15 protein-coding genes and 1 other RNA gene are annotated in these 16,231 nt (G+C 34.0%); 5 read left to right on the top strand and 11 right to left on the bottom strand.

The window, feature by feature from the left end; all coding sequences use genetic code 11:
• Window positions 1–2 precede the first annotated feature (2 nt).
• Window positions 3–1,679 carry an FTR1 family iron permease gene (locus tag CDV25_RS07625; RefSeq protein ID WP_204161840.1) on the top strand — a complete coding sequence of 559 codons (1,677 nt, stop codon included), beginning with the start codon at window positions 3–5 and terminating at the stop codon, window positions 1,677–1,679.
• A gap of 87 nt (window positions 1,680–1,766) precedes the next feature.
• Here CDV25_RS07625 and CDV25_RS07630 read toward each other — a convergent pair whose 3' ends face one another.
• From CDV25_RS07630 to ileS, 6 genes are all read right to left on the bottom strand, one after another.
• Window positions 1,767–2,339 (bottom strand): YceI family protein, encoded by a 573-nt coding sequence (locus tag CDV25_RS07630; protein ID WP_108911438.1) that lies wholly within the window; start codon window positions 2,337–2,339, stop codon window positions 1,767–1,769.
• Window positions 2,340–2,680: 341 nt separating this feature from the next.
• The gene (locus CDV25_RS10245) at window positions 2,681–2,818 is read right to left on the bottom strand and encodes a hypothetical protein (RefSeq protein ID WP_162550479.1); all 138 of its coding nucleotides are present in this window, start codon (window positions 2,816–2,818) and stop codon (window positions 2,681–2,683) included.
• Window positions 2,819–2,974: 156 nt separating this feature from the next.
• An RNA gene (gene ffs, locus CDV25_RS07635) (signal recognition particle sRNA small type) lies at window positions 2,975–3,072 on the bottom strand.
• 57 nt (window positions 3,073–3,129) lie between these two features.
• Complete coding sequence (locus CDV25_RS07640; RefSeq protein WP_108911439.1) at window positions 3,130–4,110, bottom strand: iron-sulfur cluster assembly scaffold protein; 981 nt, start codon at window positions 4,108–4,110, stop codon at window positions 3,130–3,132.
• A gap of 10 nt (window positions 4,111–4,120) precedes the next feature.
• Window positions 4,121–5,293, bottom strand: a complete 1,173-nt coding sequence (locus CDV25_RS07645; protein ID WP_108911440.1) for a NifS family cysteine desulfurase — start codon at window positions 5,291–5,293, stop codon at window positions 4,121–4,123.
• A 251-nt stretch (window positions 5,294–5,544) separates the two neighbouring features.
• Window positions 5,545–8,316, bottom strand: coding sequence for an isoleucine--tRNA ligase (gene ileS, locus CDV25_RS07650; protein ID WP_108911441.1), 2,772 nt, complete (start codon window positions 8,314–8,316; stop codon window positions 5,545–5,547).
• Between the two features lie 201 nt (window positions 8,317–8,517).
• Here ileS and CDV25_RS07655 point away from each other — a divergent pair, with 201 nt between their 5' ends.
• Both CDV25_RS07655 and CDV25_RS07660 read left to right on the top strand, forming a co-directional pair.
• Entirely contained in the window at window positions 8,518–9,750 is a 1,233-nt protein-coding gene (locus tag CDV25_RS07655; protein ID WP_108911858.1) for a malic enzyme-like NAD(P)-binding protein, read from the top strand.
• Window positions 9,750–9,959 carry a hypothetical protein gene (locus CDV25_RS07660; protein ID WP_108911442.1) on the top strand — a complete coding sequence of 70 codons (210 nt, stop codon included), beginning with the start codon at window positions 9,750–9,752 and terminating at the stop codon, window positions 9,957–9,959. Before CDV25_RS07655 ends, CDV25_RS07660 begins: the two co-directional genes overlap by 1 nt.
• Here CDV25_RS07660 and dapF read toward each other — a convergent pair.
• From dapF to accB, 4 genes are all read right to left on the bottom strand, one after another.
• The gene (gene dapF / locus CDV25_RS07665; protein WP_108911443.1) at window positions 9,943–10,683 is read right to left on the bottom strand and encodes a diaminopimelate epimerase; all 741 of its coding nucleotides are present in this window, start codon (window positions 10,681–10,683) and stop codon (window positions 9,943–9,945) included. The genes CDV25_RS07660 and dapF overlap by 17 nt on opposite strands.
• A gap of 110 nt (window positions 10,684–10,793) precedes the next feature.
• On the bottom strand, window positions 10,794–11,546 hold the full coding sequence (locus CDV25_RS07670) for a flagellin (RefSeq protein ID WP_108911444.1): 753 nt from the start codon (window positions 11,544–11,546) through the stop codon (window positions 10,794–10,796).
• 48 nt (window positions 11,547–11,594) lie between these two features.
• Window positions 11,595–12,962: an acetyl-CoA carboxylase biotin carboxylase subunit gene (locus CDV25_RS07675; RefSeq protein ID WP_108911445.1), complete on the bottom strand. Its 1,368-nt coding sequence runs from the start codon at window positions 12,960–12,962 to the stop codon at window positions 11,595–11,597.
• Window positions 12,962–13,423, bottom strand: a complete 462-nt coding sequence (gene accB / locus CDV25_RS07680; protein WP_108911446.1) for an acetyl-CoA carboxylase biotin carboxyl carrier protein — start codon at window positions 13,421–13,423, stop codon at window positions 12,962–12,964. The genes CDV25_RS07675 and accB overlap by 1 nt, the downstream gene beginning before the upstream one ends.
• Before the next feature lie 101 nt (window positions 13,424–13,524).
• Between accB and dcd the strand changes: the two genes are divergently transcribed.
• The gene (gene dcd / locus CDV25_RS07685; protein ID WP_108911447.1) at window positions 13,525–14,085 is read left to right on the top strand and encodes a dCTP deaminase; all 561 of its coding nucleotides are present in this window, start codon (window positions 13,525–13,527) and stop codon (window positions 14,083–14,085) included.
• A gap of 241 nt (window positions 14,086–14,326) precedes the next feature.
• Here dcd and CDV25_RS07690 read toward each other — a convergent pair whose 3' ends face one another.
• Entirely contained in the window at window positions 14,327–15,400 is a 1,074-nt protein-coding gene (locus CDV25_RS07690) for an FUSC family protein (protein WP_108911448.1), read from the bottom strand.
• A gap of 98 nt (window positions 15,401–15,498) precedes the next feature.
• Between CDV25_RS07690 and CDV25_RS07695 the strand changes: the two genes are divergently transcribed.
• Window positions 15,499–16,212 carry a triose-phosphate isomerase gene (locus CDV25_RS07695; protein WP_108911449.1) on the top strand — a complete coding sequence of 238 codons (714 nt, stop codon included), beginning with the start codon at window positions 15,499–15,501 and terminating at the stop codon, window positions 16,210–16,212.
• The last annotated feature ends 19 nt before the right edge of the window (window positions 16,213–16,231 follow it).

Here is a 16,231-nt window from a genome sequence, read left to right on the forward strand (position 1 = left end):
CTATGATGAGATTTGTTTATTTGCTATTTTTTTTGTTGGTGCCTCTGCAAGCTTCTAATGTACAGGTGAGCGTCAGTCATTTATTTATAATGATTTCTGATGCTATGGAAAATGCAAAAAACGCTAAAGTTGAGGAATCTATACCGATTTTAGAGAATTTTAAGGATAATTTCTACGCAATTCCAACGCATAATTCAGTAGCGGGTGTAGAAGTTAGCAAGGTTTTAGAAATTGCTATAAAAAATCCTAATTTACAGATTTTAGAATCTCTTTCTAGTGCATTACTTGCCTTTGAAAAAGAGCAAAATCCCATAGATTACGTGGCAAAAAGGAAGCAGTTTGAAAAACGGGTTTTGCCTGTTTTCTTGCAGTTTGAAAAGGCAACTATAGAAAAAAATACAGAAGAATTACCGATACTTTATAAGAGATTTTATGATACTTGGCAGAGAAATGAACGCGTGGTAGGCGATACAAGTCCTGGACATTATGGACAGATAGAAACTGCTCTAACACTCTATCGAGTGGCTATGGTTAGTGAAGTAGTGGATTTTGAGATGATGAATTTACAGCTCCAAAAAATTGGTATTGCTTTGAGAGAGTTTATTTCTGGGAATGTTTTGCAGGCACAGAGCTTAGAGGGTTCGCCACAAACACTCTCTGAAGGTTTGGAGCTTTTGCGTAAGGCTTTTAGAGAGTTTTCGCAAAACCAAGATCTTGCAAAAGATTCTATTCTTACCTTTATGGCACAATGGCCTATATTTGAAGGTGAAGTTCGCACAAGAGATAGTGGCTTGTATAATCGTATTGAATCAGAGCTTCCAGAGATTGTTGCACGGGGCACAACACAAGAAAATCTTGATCGTTTTGAAAATCTCCTTCAATCCCTAGAGGCACTTGATATTAATGCAGAATTTACCGCCTTTGATTCGGGGATTATTTTATTGCGAGAGGGAGTAGAGGCACTTTTGATTATTATGGCATTACTTACTGCTTTACAAGCAGCAAATCAGCCTAAAGGGAAAGTGTGGGTAATAGGAGGAGCTGTGTTTGGTGTGTTTTCAAGCTTGATAGTGGCTCTTGCTTTGGTGCAGCTTTTCCCTATTGCTGCAGCAGGGACAAATCGTGAGATATTAGAGGGTGCAGTAGGCATTGTAGCGGTTGTAATGATGGTATTTGTGGGTGCTTGGCTGCATAGTAAATCTAGTGTTACGAGTTGGCAGACTTATATCTCAAGCCAAATGGGAAAGGTACTTGCTCAAGGAAGTTTGTTTGGATTAGGCGGACTTGCATTTTTGGCAGTATTTCGTGAGGGTGCAGAAACGATACTTTTTTATGCAGGTATGATGCCTCGCATTACTATGGGATCTTTTTTGAGTGGCTTTGGGTTTGCGTGTTTGGCATTGGTTGTTATTGCGTATTTGATGAAAGTTTTTGTCCAAAAATTACCTATCCATTTGATATTTTTAGCGATGAGTTGGCTTATTTATGTGCTTGGATTTAAGATTTTAGGGGTTAGTGTTCACGCTTTGCAGCTTACTAATATTCTTCCACTTGATATTTTACCTCTTCCTAATGTCGCATTTTTAGGATTTTATAATAACCTGCAAGGACTTGTTGTGCAGTCTGTATATATTGCCATAGTTGTGCTAGTTATGATATGGCAAAGACGAAAGGGTTAAAGATAAGGGAGATCTTTGTTTTGTAGCGATTTTATGCGATATACAATTTATAATACACCTAAGAGATATTTTCTCTTAGGCTAAGGATTATTTTTCGATAGCTTCCACTTCTATATTTAAATCAATATCTTCACCCACAGTAAGTGCTGAAGTGCCCGAAGCAAATTTGAAATCGGAACGTTTGATTTTCCCATTTAATGAAAATCCTACCCTTTCTTTACCATCTTTGCCTTTTGCCATACCACCAATTTCAGTATCTAAAGTTATATTTTTAGAAACTCCTGCTAAGGTTAGAACTCCTGTCATTTTACCTTTTTGGTTATCAACTTTTTCATATTTTTTCATTACAAAAGTCATATCGGGATATTTTTTTGCTTTAAAAAAATCATCTTCTCGTAAATGTTCATCTCTTGATTGATTGTCTGTATTGATAGAAGCAGTTTTAATAATAGCCTCAAGTTTTTTAAACTCGCTACTTGTAGGATCAAAATCAATCATTGCTGAATAGTCATTAAATTTCCCTTTCACATTACTGATTTGTAAATGTTTAATTTTAAAACCAACATCTGTATGAACCTTATCTAAATTATATTCTTTAGCAAGGATACTTGTGCTTAGTACAGAGATAGCTACTAATGAACTAAATAAAACTTTTTTCATTTTATTTCCTTATAATAGTAATTTTGTGGAATAATTATACCAAATAATTATTATTTGTAAAACAAATTAAAAATCTCATTATTTAACTTAACTTCTAACTCTTTAGTATCCATTGCTACTTTATTTTATGAAGTATCAAAACTTTAGGATTATTTAATAAGGATTTCTTAATATGTTTGAGTGAAGAGAATGCTTATTTGCTTATGTAAAATATAATTTAATCCTTAGAATAATATTTATTTAATCTTTTTTTCTAGTTTAAATGCCTTAAAATTTATTATATTTATCAAATAAATACTAAGAAACTAAATAAAATGAAATATAAACTCAATTAAAAATGGCTACTCATTTAATACAATATATTCATTAATAACTGATTCCACAAAAGCAACTATTTTATATTCTTTAATTTTATCAAAGCTTATAAGTCCTTGTTTTATTCTTCTTGTGATGAATCCTGCCCTCGCATTGTTGTTCATTCCCCTTAGATTTCTGAATTAAGTGTAGTAAAAAATATTTTCTCCCACCTGCTAATATTTTTGTTTCTGTATTAGATTACACCTTAATGGCTTTTAATGTTTTAGGCTAAATTTCACGCGAAATGGGAAAATTTTATATTCTGAAGAGTAAAAAACCCTCCTTAAGATACTTGCGGCACATAGTATCTTTAGAGGCTCTGCTGTGTTCCCACCCTGAAGCATTATCCAAAGAGGCTATTGCACAAGTCTCAAAAAGGGCTATAAAATGATAAAGTTTTTTAGATAAAACTTTAATAAAGCCACAAATTACTTCATACAGGAAATACACGAATGCTAGAATCTAAATTCTCTTGTAAAACTGATTCAATAGCAAAAAGCGTCCCTGTAGAACCACTTGCACAACCACTGCAAGCACCAAGATAGCGGATATATACATCTGTATAACCATCACTTGCGTTTTTCAACTCTATAATCTCCATATTACCCCCATCCATCATAAGCATAGGGCGAATCCTCTCATCTATAACACCTTCAATAGATTTAATTTTCTGCACCAAAGTCATATCGGCAAAGGCTAAATTCCCTTTGCTCTCTAAATCTGCTTTACTTTTTAGGGATTCCTCTTCCATTTCTGCACGAACTTCACGCAAAATATCTACCAAGTAATATTCTCTCTCCTCGTGCCCTCCTGGTTTTACACAACTTTTACAAAATGCTCCTGCTTTGGTATATTCTGTAATTTCCTCAACGGTTTTTAAATCATTAAGCTTAATAACTTCCTTTAAAGTTCCTAAACTCACTCTAGCACATTCACAAACTATAATTTCATCCTCAAAATCTTCTGGATTCTTACCTAAATATAAAGCTGCTGCTTTTTTAATAACATCATATGCCATAACAGAGCAATGCATTTTTTGTCCCGGAACTGCTGGAATATCTGGATCATCCCTTAGGGCTTTTTCTACATCAATATTAGTAATTTTCACAGCCTCTTGAACTTTTTTCCCTAAACATAGTTCCACCATCATATCGCTACTTGCAATAGCAGTCCCACAGCCAAAACTTTTAAATTTCGCATCTACAATGGTATCTTCAGAATCTACCAACCAATAAAGCCTTACAGCATCTCCGCAAGCTTCTGCTCCATAATCAGCTATAATAAGCTTCAAACCTCTTTTATCTGCCTCTTCTTGAGTAATAACTCCAAGATGCGTAGGATTATCCATCCTTTCACTAACTTTTTTAGAATACGCATCCCACAATGCACCACCTAATAATTCATTTTTTGCCATTGTCTCTCCTTTAATAACTGCTTGAAATTGCTCTTAAACGTTTAATAGCCTTTTTAAAAGCATCAATAGTATAATCAATCTCTTCTTCTGTATTAAAACGGCTTAAAGAGATTCTAACTGCTGTATGTGCTAACTCTTTATCTGCCCCAATAGCAGTCATTACAGGATTTGCTTCCAAATCCTCACTCGCACAAGCACTACCTGTAGAACAAGCAATGCCATATTTATTTAAATCCCAAAGCATAGCCTCACCCTCTACCCCGCGAATACTCACTAAAATAGTGTTAGGCACCCTTAAAGACCTATCTCCAACTACAAAGACATCTTCAATTTTTAAAAGCTCATCTTCTAGTTTATCTCTTAAGCGACGCACATTATTACGTTCAAAATCCAAATGTAAAGTTGCTTGTCGCATAGCCTCGCCCATAGCAACGATATAAGGAACATTTAAAGTCCCACTTCGTCTTCCACTCATATGCTCACCGCCGTGAAAAAGAGGGGTTAATTCTACACCTTTTCTAATATAAAGTCCTCCTATTCCTTTAGGTCCGTGAAACTTATGTGCACTAAAACTTAAAAAATCCGCTTGAATCTTTTGCACATCTACTGGAATCTTCCCAATAGCTTGCACCGCATCGGTGTGGAATAAAACACCTCTTTGTTTGCAAATAGCACCAATCTCTTCTAAAGGAAAAATAATGCCTGTTTCATTATTTGCCCACATTATACTTACTAAAGCAGTTTTTTCTGTAATAGTAGATTTGAGTGCTTCAACTTGTAATACTCCATTTTCACCAATAGGCAAATAAGTAACCTCAACGCCTAAATCTTCTAAAAACTTACAAGTTGATAATATAGCTGGGTGCTCTACTTCTGTAGTGATGATGTGATTTTTCTCACCAAAACGCAAAATATCAAAATACACACCTTTTAATACCCAATTATTACTTTCTGTCGCACAGGAAGTAATAATAATATCATCTTCATCTCTAGCATTAATCCCTTCATAAAGGTGATTAAAAGATTCGCGAATAATACTATGAATCTCTGTCCCAAAAAGATGCAAGGAATTAGGGTTTCCATATTTCTCACAGAAATATAAATCCATCAACTCTTTTGCCTTTGGGTCTAGCATCGTTGTAGCATTATTATCCAAATAAACCCGTTTATTAGGTTTTGCCATTTATTATCCTTTCAAATCTCTATGTATAATTATAAATTTTTATATTATGCAATAATTGCTTTTAGCTTTTAACTTAAAAAAGCTTAGAATATTTTGAAAACGACTAAAATCTTTAAAAATTTATAAAAAAATATTTTACTTTTTTTTAAAAATTTTATATAAGCCCCACATACACAGCAAAACAACAAAAATACTCACCCAAGTTTCATCTAATCCAACAGGCTTTGTGAGGTCAAAAAAATCTTCAAACATTAAAGACTCTTATGTTTTAAAACTTCACTACAACGCAAACAAGTATCCCCCTTACTCTTTGCAATATACTGCCAACATCTAGGGCATTTATACCCTTTTGCTCTTGCTAAGATATATTCCTCCTCCTCTAGCATAAAACTTCCTAGCACTTCGCTTTCAACTTTTTGTGTTACAGAACTTACCATAAGCCAAATATTTAGCTCTGGAAAATCTAAAGTTTTAGGTAATACTAAATTAATCTCAAGAGTGGATTTTATTTTAGAATCCTTTTTTAAACTATCAATTTGCTCTAAAAATGCACTTCTTAAGGCAAGTAAATACGCAAAATCTTGCTTAGGACTCTTTAAAGTAGGTAAAGGTGTATAGAGTATTTCAAAAACATCACTATTAGCACTTATACCACAAGATTCTAAAAGTGCTAGGCTTTGCGTATGGCTTAAAGCTTCATTAATCGTATAGGTTAAAATAGGTGCTAAAAGCCCAAAGAGCCTACCACCAATAAGTGCCATAACACTTTGTGAAACCTTCCTTTCTTTAGAGATTGGTGCGTTACAATAGAGGTTATCTTTACATAAATCCAAATAGATTCCGCTTAATTCATTGCTTAAGAAAAAAATTAATTCTTGCAAACCTTTAGAAAATTCATAAGCCTTAAAATATCCATTGACAACCTCAAAAGTTTCTTTAGCCCTCTGTAAAATCCACAAATCAATCGCATTAAAATGCTCCATCTCTAAGGATTCTAACCCATTAGTATTTGCTAATAAAAATCGAATGGTATTGCGTATTTTGCGGTAATTCTCCCCAACTTGCTTTAAAATATTCTTAGAAATCCTTTGATCATTTTGGTAATCGCTCATAGCTACCCATAATCGTAAAATTTCACTTCCAAATTCCTTTAGAGCATCTTTGGGGGCAATCACATTTCCCTTAGATTTACTCATTTTCTCGCCCCTCTCATCCATCGTAAATCCATGCGTTAAAATGCTTTTATAAGGGGCTTTTTCATTAATTGCACAACTTACAAGCAAAGAGCTATGAAACCAACCCCTATGTTGGTCGCTTCCCTCTAAATACATACTAGCAGGGTAAGCTCCACTCTCATATCGGCTATTTTGCAATACCGCCCTCCAAGTGCTTCCACTATCAAACCAAACATCTAAGATATGATGAATCTTCTCATAATACTTAGCATTCTCCCTATATTTTGGGGCTAAGAGCTCCTCTACACTCTTGCTCCACCAAGAATCACAACCTTCTTTTTCAAAAATACTCGCGATAAAATCCAAAACTTCATTATCTAATAACACCTCCCCACTTCGCTTATCCCTAAAAAACGCAATCGGAACCCCCCAATCCCTTTGTCGTGATATGCACCAATCAGGACGATTTTCAATCATCGTATAAAGCCTATTTTTGCCATGCTCTGGATAAAAGATCGTTTGATTAATTGCCTCTAAAGCAATCTCTCGCAAGGTTTTACCCTCCTTGCTAAAGGGTTCATCTAATACTATAAACCACTGCTTGGTAGCACGAAAAATAATGGGTTTATGAGAACGCCAACAATGGGGATAAGAATGCTTAATCTTTTGGTGTTTTAAAAGATTGTCACTTAAAAGCTCAAAGATTCTTTTATGCGTATCAAAAACAAATTGCCCTACAAATTCCTTAGGATTAAAAAATAATTTTTCTCTTATTAGAGTCTCATCATAACAACCCCTATCATCTACAGGCATTAATACAGGAAGATTATATTTTAATCCAACAAAATAATCATCCTCCCCGTGTCCTGGTGCGGTATGCACACAACCACTCCCCTCACTAGCTGCGACATGTTCCCCTAATACAATCGTTGAATCTCTCCCATTAAGCGGATTAATAGCGTGTTTATTTTCTAAAATGTGTGCTTTAAAGGTTTTGACAATTTTATTTTCAACCACTCCTTCTTCAAAAAGCTTCTGCACTGCAGAGGTAAGAATAATTTTATTATCACTAGTTAGGGCATATTCCTCATTAGGATTAAGGGCAATTCCACTATTGGCAGGTAAAGTCCAAGGCGTTGTCGTCCAAATTACACAATAGGCTTTTTCAACCTCTAAAACTTCTAGTGCATCTTTTTGTAAAGCAAAGGCTACATAAATCGAATCGCTTTCCTTTTCCTCATATTCTACTTCCGCCTCTGCTAAAGCTGTTTGACAAGCCCAACTCCAATATACAGGCTTATTCCTTTCTTTTAATAAGCTTTTTTTTGCAATTTCACAAAGTGCTTTATAAATATCTGCTTCAAATGCAAAATCCATCGTTTTATAAGGATTATCAAAATCTCCAACTACCCCAAGTTCTAAAAATTCTGCACTTTGAATCCCTACAAATTCCTCTGCGTGTTTTCTACAAAGCTCTCTAATTTTCACCTTAGGAAGTAAATCTTTTTTTTCTTTTCCTAATTTTTTCTCTACTTGTTGCTCTATAGGAAGTCCGTGGCAGTCCCAACCGGGGGTATAAAAAATCTGCTTCCCTTGAAAATAATGGTATTTATTAATAATATCTTTTAAGATTTTATTAAGTGCGTGCCCAATATGTAAATGCCCATTAGCATAAGGGGGACCATCGTGAAGATTAAAAGTTTCCTTAGCGTTTTGACGATTCTTTAGCATTCTTGCATAAACTTTATTTTCTTTCCATTGCCGATAAGTTTTGGGTTCATTTTGAGGCAAATTTCCACGCATAGGGAAACTTGTAGCGGGTAACTCTAAAGTATCTTTATAATCCATAACAATCCTTAAAACAAGCAGGTTAGATTGTTATATTGTATCTTATAGACTTTTAAAAAAGCATTATTTATGCGAAATTTAAGGTTTTTCATTAAGGCAAGCAAAATATTAAATTATTTCTGTCTAAATTTAAAAGTTTTTTTATTAAATTTTCGCTTAAATTCCCAAATCTTAAAAACTTTTAAAAAGGATTCCTTTATTATGGAAGATTTAAAACAAACCTACCCTGATTCTCTCCCCTACCACCAAGGGGGAAAAATCCAAGTTATGCCAAGTAAATGTTTAGAAAATGAACACGATTTATCTTTAGCCTATTCTCCCGGTGTCGCTGTCCCTTGTAAAGAGATTCAAAAAGACCCTAATCTTGCCTATGATTACACCACAAAAAGCAATCTTGTAGCGGTTATCTCCAATGGAACTGCCGTTTTAGGGTTAGGTAATATAGGAGCTTTAGCGGGAAAACCTGTTATGGAGGGAAAGGCTGTTTTATTTAAGAAATTTGCAGATATTAATGCTTTTGATATTGAAATAGATGAAACAAATCCCGATAAATTTGTAGATATTGTCCGCTCCATAGCACCTACTTTTGGTGGCATTAATTTAGAAGATATTAAAGCTCCAGAATGTTTTTATATTGAAAAACGACTAAAAGAAATTTTAGATATTCCTATTATGCACGATGATCAGCACGGAACCGCTATTATCTCTGCTGCGGGTATTATTAATGGAGCAAAAATTGCTAATAAAGATATTAAGGATTTAAAAGTGGTAGTCTTAGGTGCTGGTGGGGCTGCTATTGCTTGTGCGAAAATCGCTAAAAAACTTGGGGTAAAAGAGATCATTATGTTTGATAGTAAAGGTGCCATTACGACTCATAGAAAAGATTCGCTCAATAGTTTTAAAAAGGAATTTATAATTAATAAAGAGATTAATAGTTACCAAGAAGCTCTAGATGGTGCTGATGTCCTCTTGGGGTTAGCAAGAGGAGATACCCTAAAGCCTAAAGATATTGAAAATATGAATAAGAATCCTATGATTTTTGTTATGGCAAACCCCATTCCAGAAATTGACCCCCTACTTGCTAAACAAACTAAACCTGATGCAATCATTGCTACTGGAAGAAGTGATTATCCCAACCAAATTAACAATGTTTTAGGTTTCCCTTATATCTTTAAAGGTGCATTAATAGCTAGAGCAAAATGTATCAATGAAGCGATGAAATTAGCTGCAGCTAACGCTCTAGCAGAACTTGCAAGAGAAGAGATTCCTACGCAACTAAAAGCAGAATTAGAAAAAATCCATCAAAGAAAATTTGAATTTGGCAAAGAATATATCATTCCTTCACCTTTTGATACAAGACTTAAGAGTTTTATTTCTAATGCCGTAGCTCAAGCTGCTATTGATAGCGGTGTTGCAAGGATTAAGAGCATCTAATGGAAGATTTTTCTTATAAGCTTATAATGTTTGGCTTTAGTGCCCTTTGTGAAGATTTAGAAGAAGTTAAACGTAGGCTTTCTCTCTATCCAAAAGAACGTTATGAGCTAGAAAATAGTGATGAGTGTTTTTTAATTGATTTAAATACTAAAGAGCAATTCCCTATCATCCTAGAAAATGGAAGATTTGTGATTAAATTTGATAAATAAAATCGCAAATCTTCTTTACTCTTCCTTTTAAAAATATTTTCCCTTTTTCTTCTTTGAGGTATAAATTTTCTCCACTAGCTGGATTAAAAAGGGTAGAGTTAGAGACTTTTCCTTGCTTAAAAAGATAATAAAACATAGCTGCCATCCCCGTTCCACAAGCTAAAGTTTCATCCTCTACACCCCTTTCAAAAGTCCTTGCAATCACCCTTCCTTCGTCCAACTTAGCAATATTCACATTCGCATTATATTTATGACGCAAACTTTTTAAGTCTTCTTTGCTAAGATTGGCATTTTCACAAACTAAATGAGGCACTCCCGTATCAATAAGCCACCATTTTATATTAAACTCTATAATATCTTTTTGCAAAATTACAGCTTGGGTTAATTCACTCTCCACCATATCTTCTTGTAATTCCACATTAATTACACCCGCTTTTGTTAGAATCTTTTGCTTTTGTGCGGCTAAACCAAAATCTCTAGCATACATTGCAGTTGCCCTTGTGCCATTTCCACACATATTAGGCTGACTACCATCGGAATTATAAAATTCCCATTCTATATCATAAATATTATGGGGCTTAAGCACGATTAGTCCATCTGCACCAATGCCCTTTTGGCGATGGCAAATTATTTTGGCAATATCACGATAAGAATTTGCTTGGTATTTAAAAGTGTGTGTAAGAAGAAAATCATTTCCGCTTGCAGAATATTTACTAAAAAACACAGATATTGCCTCCCTAACAAAGTGCTGCTATCAATATTAAAGCCTAGAAGTTCCCATTAAATCTAATAGAATATTTCTAGTTTTTAAATCTTTTAAATAAAGATAGTAATTTACCCTAATAACACATCAAGACGATTTTGTAAATTTTGTGTATTAAAGGCATTAGCATATAAAGCCGCATTTTCTTTAAGTTTGGCAGTATTTAATGCATTATAATTCTCTGCTAAATCATTAGATTGCAAGTTACTCTCTGCTGCTTTTAAATTGACAATGGTATTCATACTGGTATTAATTCCAGATTGCACTCCATTCATAGCAGCACCAATATCAGCTCGTTTTGAATTAACATTATTGATAAAATCCAAAATACTTTGTTGGTTATTTACACTTAAAGAATCGGTATTAGGGGCTTGCAAGTTAATACTTTGTGTTCCATTGCCTGTTACAAAACTCATTTGTCCGTTAAAAACATTTTTACCATTAAAAGTGGCTTGACTTACAGAATTATTCATAGATTGCGTAAGGGTGGCTGCTTGATTTTCAATCATAGCTCTTTGGGAACTATTTAAAGCAGGATTCCCTAAAGCTACAGATAGCTCATTAATCTTAATAGCGGAATCAGTAATGGTTGATAAGGCTCCATCGGCAATTTGCATTACTCCTAAGGCATCATTAGCATTCCTTATGCTTTGAGACATTGAATTAGCTTGTGCTAAAAGTTCATTAGCAATAGCTAAAGAAGCACCATTTGTAGCATCAATAGGACGATCTGAGGCAATTTTTTTTAATGCTGATTTTTCTTCTTCCTTTGCTTTATTGAGACTAGATAAAGCTTCATTATTTTGTGTATTACCAATTTTCATTGTATTCTCCTTAAATCCTAAGATTTACTTCCTTGCTTTTTATAGGTTTTAAGCATTTTTTGTTCCATTTCCTAATTTCTCTTCTAAGTATTTTGTATGGATAATGCCTCTTTTAAAATCGTCATTTTTCATCATATTTTGATGAAATTGTATGGTAGTTTTTATGCCTTCAATACAAAACTCTCCCAAAGCACGTTGCATTCTAAGAATAGCTTCATTACGATTTCTGCCCCATACAATGAGTTTGCCTATCATTGAATCATAAAACATAGGCACAATATATCCGGCATATGCATGTGTATCAAGTCGTATATTATTACCTCCAGGAGCAATCCATTTCGTAATTTTACCCGCGGAAGGGTAAAATTTAACAGGATCCTCTGCAGTTATTCTACATTCAATCGCACAACCTTTAAATGCAATTTCTTCTTGTTTAGGCAATGTTTCACCCTCCGTAATTCTTATCATTAACTCAATAATATCCAAACCACTTACTAATTCACTTACGGGGTGTTCAACTTGCAATCTTGTATTCATTTCCATAAAATAAAAATTCTGATTAGAATCTAATAAAAACTCATAAGTTCCAGCACCTACATATTCAATAGCCTTAGTTGCTCTAATAGCGGTTTCTAAAAGTTTCTCTCTTATATCTGCTTGCAAGGTTGGAGCAGGAGATTCTTCAATAAGTTTTTGATGCCTCCTTTGTAGCGAACAATCTCTCTCGCCTACATGTAAAACATTTCCGTGTTTATCTGCTAATATTTGCACTTCAATATGTTTGGGTTTATCAATAAATTTCTCCATATAAATAGTGCCATCACCAAAAGCACTAATAGCTTCACTCTCTGCTGCAAGATAAGCATTAAACATACTAGCTTCACTCTCTACAATACGCATTCCTCTTCCCCCACCCCCAGCGGCAGCCTTTAAAATAACAGGATAACCAATCTCTTTTGCAAGACTTAAAGCCTCTTCTTTACTCCTAATAGGACCATCACTTCCGGGAATTACAGGAACTCCTGCATTTTTCATAACTTCTTTTGCCTTGCTTTTATCGCTCATTAAAGCCATCACATCAGCATTTGGACCAATAAATTCAATATCGTGATATTTACAAATCTCTACAAAATTTTGATTTTCACTTAAAAACCCATATCCGGGAAAAATAGCATCCGCATTAAAAAGTTCCGCAGCAGAAATTATCGCTGGGATATTAAGATAACTTTCACTAGACTTATCTCCTCCAATACAGACTTTAGCATCGGCTAAATCCAAATAATAAGCATCTTTATCTGCAGTAGAATAAACCGCAATAGCTTTTTTACCCATCTCCTTAATTGTGCGAATGGCTCTTAATGCAATTTCTCCACGATTAGCAATTAAAATAGTATGGATTTCTTTTTGTTTAGGCATTAGAGCTTCTCCACAATAAATAGAGGGGAATTATACTCCACGGGTTGTGCGTCATTAGGGATAATTTCTTTAATTACGCAATCAAATTCTGCTTCAATCTCATTCATAATCTTCATCGCTTCAATAATCGCCAAAGTTTGCCCTCTTTTAACCTTATCACCAACATTAACATAAGCTGGAGTATCAGGAGATGGACAACGATAAAAAGTGCCTACCATAGGGGAATTAATACTCTCTCCACTTGTGGTTGGAGATGAAGTTGCTACAGGAACCTCTAAAGGAGTGCTTTGCGATGTTTCTTGCAAGGTAGTATGAGAGGCAAGAGTAGGAGATTCTAAAATAGCTTGTCCTAATGCCTTTTTTTCAAGTTTAATTTTAGCATTTTGCTTGGTAATACTAAGTGTGCTTAAACCACTTTCATCAAAGATCTTAATAAGCTCTTTTATTTCCTTAAAATCCATATAAAAACCTTATCTATCAATAAATTTCACAAACACTTTTTTGGAGTGTTAATTTATCTGCTATAATAGCATAAATTCAATAAAAAATAGCAAGGAAGAATATGGGACTTAAAGAGGATTTATGGATAAGAGAAATGGCTCTAAAACACAAAATGATTGAACCTTTTTGTGAAGATCAAATAGGTCAAGGGGTAGTAAGCTATGGATTATCAAGTTATGGTTATGATATTCGCGTAAGCAATGAATTTAAAATTTTCACAAACATTAATGCAATGGTGGTAGATCCTAAAAACTTTGATTCTGCTAATGTGGTAGATTTTATGGGTGATATTTGTATTGTCCCCCCAAATTCTTTTGCACTTGCAAGAACCATTGAATACTTCAAGATTCCACGCAATGTTTTAGCGATTTGCTTAGGCAAAAGCACTTATGCACGATGTGGCATTATCGTAAATGTTACACCCTTTGAACCAGAATTTGAAGGACATATTACTATTGAAATTAGCAACACCACTCCACTTCCTGCAAAAATTTATGCTAATGAGGGAATTGCACAAGTATTATTTTTAGAAGGAGATAGGAGTTGTGAAGTAAGCTATAAAGATAAAAAAGGCAAATATCAATCCCAAAGAGGTATCACACTCCCAAAGATTCTCCCTTAAATTATGAAACTTCATAAATCTCTTTCTCCTCTTTTTAAAACCTCACGATTATGATTTAAGTTTTTCTATTTCTTTAATATAATGTTGTGTTTTTCTCTATTTGATTTGCTAAATCATTAACAAGCAACCAAGCTAATTTTCAAAACAACTAAGGGTCTTTTATCCCTATAATTTTGCCTCTAAATTTCCATTTAGAAAACCTGCAATACAATTTTTATATTTTTTAATAGGATTATCAATCCTAGAATTTAAGAAAGATTTTATAAGCAATTTTTTCTAAGGTTCTACGCAATGCATTCCAATATATCATAGCTCCACCTATAAGCCCTATAATGCTCCCAATGCTAATATCAAGCACTCTTGCTTGAATAATAGCATCTGGGTCATAATGCATAAAACTACTAATTTCTGCTAAATAAGTAGAATATGGGGTTAAAAAAACCATTGCTAAGGCATAATTTCTAACCACACAAAATTCTGCACAAAACATCAAAACCATCATCAAAAGGGCAAACTCAAAAGGTGTAAAAGTAAAGTGCAGAAAAATATAAGCTAAAATTACACCAACAATTGTCCCTAAAATTCGCTGGAATTGTTTAATCCAAATCTGTTTAAAGGTTACCGCAGTTAAAACCGCTGCACAACTAACGCCCACCCAATATCCCCTATCTAACTCTAAAAATCCTTGTAAAACCATAGAAAAACTTACAAAAAAGGCAATAATGATTGGGTCAATAATAATAACACCAAAACCAAATTCCCCAATCTTTGGGATAGGCTTTGTAATATGGGATTTAAAGATATAGATAACACTTAGAGCATACAATAAGACCATAACATTTGCAACCATCGTTCCTAATGCTACAAGACCAATAGCCATTGGATAATCTTCTACCTTCAAAGGAATATAAGTCCCCAGAATCATCGCAAAAGTAAAAAAGAAGAATCCCGGAGCCCCTATGCTAAAATATCGCACGACTTGCGCACTTATCATTGTAACTAAAAATGTAATAATAGGGATAAGAGAGGGAAAAGTATTGCCGATAAGTCCCAAAGTAAAAGAAGTAATAATACCAAAAGCACAAGCCATACAAAGAATCATTTTATGATAAAGGGGAGTATCTGGAACATATAAAAAAATATTTGCCCCAATAATTGCTATTAATCCTAAATCAGAACGACCTAAAAAAGCTGCAACAAATAAAATTATCGCTATTCCAAGTCCGGCAAAAAATGGCATTTGCCATAACCTATCACTTTTGTTCCAACTAAAGATTAATTTTGCCCCATTATAAAGTAGTCCTAAAAACTTCATACTACTCCTTTAAAAACGCAATTATAACACTTTATAGGGTTTCTATAGAGTGTTTCAAACTTTGCTATAATCTTAAAATACTTTATTAAGGAGAGAAAATGTCAAAAATCATCGCAAGTAATTTTAAAACCAACCATACAAGAAAAACGACTTTAGCATTTTGTAATCACTTAGAGAATTTTTTAAATCAAAAAAACATTCCTCATCAAATCAGACTTTTTCCTCCAAATACCGCTCTTTTAGACAATCATTTTAAAAACTTTAAAATCGGGGCTCAAAATGCGTATTTTACAAAAAATGGCTCTTTTACAGGAGAGATTGGGGAAGAGCAGTTAGAGGAATTTGGGATACAATCCCTCCTTATAGGGCATAGCGAAAGACGAGAATATCTAGGAGAAACACAAGTATTTTGTGCAAAAAAATTTGAATACTTCAGTCAAAGAGATTTTGAAATATTTTATTGTATTGGGGAATCCCTTTCAACAAAAAAAGAAGGATTAGAGAAAACTTTAACATTTTTACAATCCCAACTTCAAGGGATTGATTTAGATTATCCCAAACTCTTAATTGCCTATGAACCAATTTGGGCTATTGGGACAGGCATTAGTGCAACTTTAGAGGAAATTACACAAATCCACACATATTTGAAGCAAATTTTAGGTAGAATCCCTCTTTTGTATGGAGGAAGTGTAAAATCCCAAAATATACGAGAAATATTCAAGATTCCAAGTGTTGATGGTGTGCTTATAGGAAGTGCAAGTTGGGAAATTGAAAGCTTTAAGCAAATTTTAGAAAATTCCTTAGAGAAATAATCTATCCAAGATTCATACA

Origin of the sequence: Helicobacter apodemus, assembly GCF_003097575.1 — a bacterium.
In the GTDB taxonomy this organism is placed as follows: domain Bacteria; phylum Campylobacterota; class Campylobacteria; order Campylobacterales; family Helicobacteraceae; genus Helicobacter_D; species Helicobacter_D apodemus.

What these genes read in the sequence shown, in the direction of transcription:
- CDV25_RS07625 (WP_204161840.1), top strand. Translation starts at nt 3, where the DNA reads ATGATGAGATTTGTTTATTTGCTATTTTTTTTGTTGGTGCCTCTGCAA.
- CDV25_RS07630 (WP_108911438.1), bottom strand. Translation starts at nt 2,339, where the DNA reads ATGAAAAAAGTTTTATTTAGTTCATTAGTAGCTATCTCTGTACTAAGC.
- CDV25_RS10245 (WP_162550479.1), bottom strand. Translation starts at nt 2,818, where the DNA reads ATGAACAACAATGCGAGGGCAGGATTCATCACAAGAAGAATAAAACAA.
- CDV25_RS07640 (WP_108911439.1), bottom strand. Translation starts at nt 4,110, where the DNA reads ATGGCAAAAAATGAATTATTAGGTGGTGCATTGTGGGATGCGTATTCT.
- CDV25_RS07645 (WP_108911440.1), bottom strand. Translation starts at nt 5,293, where the DNA reads ATGGCAAAACCTAATAAACGGGTTTATTTGGATAATAATGCTACAACG.
- ileS (WP_108911441.1), bottom strand. Translation starts at nt 8,316, where the DNA reads ATGGATTATAAAGATACTTTAGAGTTACCCGCTACAAGTTTCCCTATG.
- CDV25_RS07655 (WP_108911858.1), top strand. Translation starts at nt 8,518, where the DNA reads ATGGAAGATTTAAAACAAACCTACCCTGATTCTCTCCCCTACCACCAA.
- CDV25_RS07660 (WP_108911442.1), top strand. Translation starts at nt 9,750, where the DNA reads ATGGAAGATTTTTCTTATAAGCTTATAATGTTTGGCTTTAGTGCCCTT.
- CDV25_RS07670 (WP_108911444.1), bottom strand. Translation starts at nt 11,546, where the DNA reads ATGAAAATTGGTAATACACAAAATAATGAAGCTTTATCTAGTCTCAAT.
- CDV25_RS07675 (WP_108911445.1), bottom strand. Translation starts at nt 12,962, where the DNA reads ATGCCTAAACAAAAAGAAATCCATACTATTTTAATTGCTAATCGTGGA.
- accB (WP_108911446.1), bottom strand. Translation starts at nt 13,423, where the DNA reads ATGGATTTTAAGGAAATAAAAGAGCTTATTAAGATCTTTGATGAAAGT.
- dcd (WP_108911447.1), top strand. Translation starts at nt 13,525, where the DNA reads ATGGGACTTAAAGAGGATTTATGGATAAGAGAAATGGCTCTAAAACAC.
- CDV25_RS07690 (WP_108911448.1), bottom strand. Translation starts at nt 15,400, where the DNA reads ATGAAGTTTTTAGGACTACTTTATAATGGGGCAAAATTAATCTTTAGT.
- CDV25_RS07695 (WP_108911449.1), top strand. Translation starts at nt 15,499, where the DNA reads ATGTCAAAAATCATCGCAAGTAATTTTAAAACCAACCATACAAGAAAA.